This is a genomic window from Planomonospora algeriensis (genome assembly GCF_977012225.1).
Window position 1 is genome coordinate 1 of record NZ_CDRNDK010000863.1, and the last position, 1,325, is coordinate 1,325.

The 1,325-nt window shown below is 77.4% G+C and carries 1 protein-coding gene; it reads right to left on the reverse strand.

Translation table 11 applies throughout. The features are described 5' to 3' along the window. Positions 1-436 precede the first annotated feature (436 nt). The coding region (locus ACWJ6R_RS36455; RefSeq protein WP_449066567.1) for an ABC transporter permease at positions 437-1,325 on the reverse strand (889 nt) is incomplete at its 5' end.

Genomic DNA, 1,325 nt, shown 5'->3' on the forward strand with positions numbered 1-1,325 from the left:
CCCCCGCCGCCGCGGCGTCCCCGGGACGCACACCGCCCCGTCGGTCGCCCCGGCCGCCGCAGTCGGCGCGTCCTCCGGATCCTCCGGGTCCTCCGACGGCACCGCCCGACTGCTCGGCGGCGCCGGTCTGGTCGCCGGACTGGCCGGCTCGCGGCCGGTCTGCTCGGCCTGCGCCGCGGGAGCCGTACGGTCCCCTCGGCGGGTCCGGACGAGAAGCGCCCCTGAGCGACCCGCCCGGAGCGGGGACCTGAGCGACCCGCCCGGAGCGGGAAACCGCCAGGGGCCCGGCCGCGAAGGCCCCCGGCCCCGAACCGCCCCCGCCAGGCGGCCGCCTGGCATCGGGCAGCGGAGCACCGGGGCACCGTGCATCGGCGGCGGCCGGGGAGCGCCGGTCCCGTGGAGAGCGCAGCACTCCGCGGGACCGGCTCCGGAGCCCTCAGGCGGTGATGTCCCTGCTCGTGAAGCGGGCCCAGGCGACCGAGCCGAAGATCACGGTGTAGGCGGCGAAGACCAGCAGCCCCCGCCCCATCTCCGCGGTCGCCACCGGGTCGCGCAGGACCCCGTCGAACCCGCCCCACCAGTGCGTCAGCAGGTAGGGCTGGAGCACCGACAGCTGCGGGATCGCGCTGACGACCTGGGCGGCGATGACCAGTACCACGGTGGCGGCGATGGCGCCGACGGCCACCTCCGTCAGCGTCGACAGGGCCAGCGAGACGGCGGCCAGGGCGGCCATCCCCGCCGTGGCGTAGAGCACGACGACGCCGATCCTGAGCACCCCCTCGGCGAAGGGGATCGTCGTCCCCGACAGCAGCGTGATCGGCCCCGCCGGGAACAGCGCCAGCCCGATGAGCAGCGCGGACAGGGCGACCAGGGCGACCGCCGCCAGGCTGAAGAGGACCGCGCCCGCGTACTTGACGGTCAGCAGCCGGGTCCGACCCGCCGGGGCGGTGAGCAGGTAGCGCAGCGTGCCGCCGCCCGCCTCCCCGGCGATCCCGTCCCCCGCGACCACCGCGACGGCCACGGGCAGCATCAGCTGCACCAGGAGCGCGAGCGCGGCGAAGGTGAGGAAGAGCCCGTTCCCGGCGATCTGCGCGAAGATCGCTTCTCCCCCGCCGGCCGCGCCCTCGTCCGGTCCGCCGAACAGCCGCAGCGCCACCCCCAGCAGGACCGGCACGAGCGCGAGGACGACGAGCATGGCGAGGTTGCGCGGCCGCCGGAAGATCAGCCCGGTCTCCGAGGCGAGCAGCCGCCACCAGGCCCGCACCGCGCCCGGCCGCCTCGCCGGCCCCGCACCGCCTTCGGCCGGAGCCCCGGTCCGCGTCCCG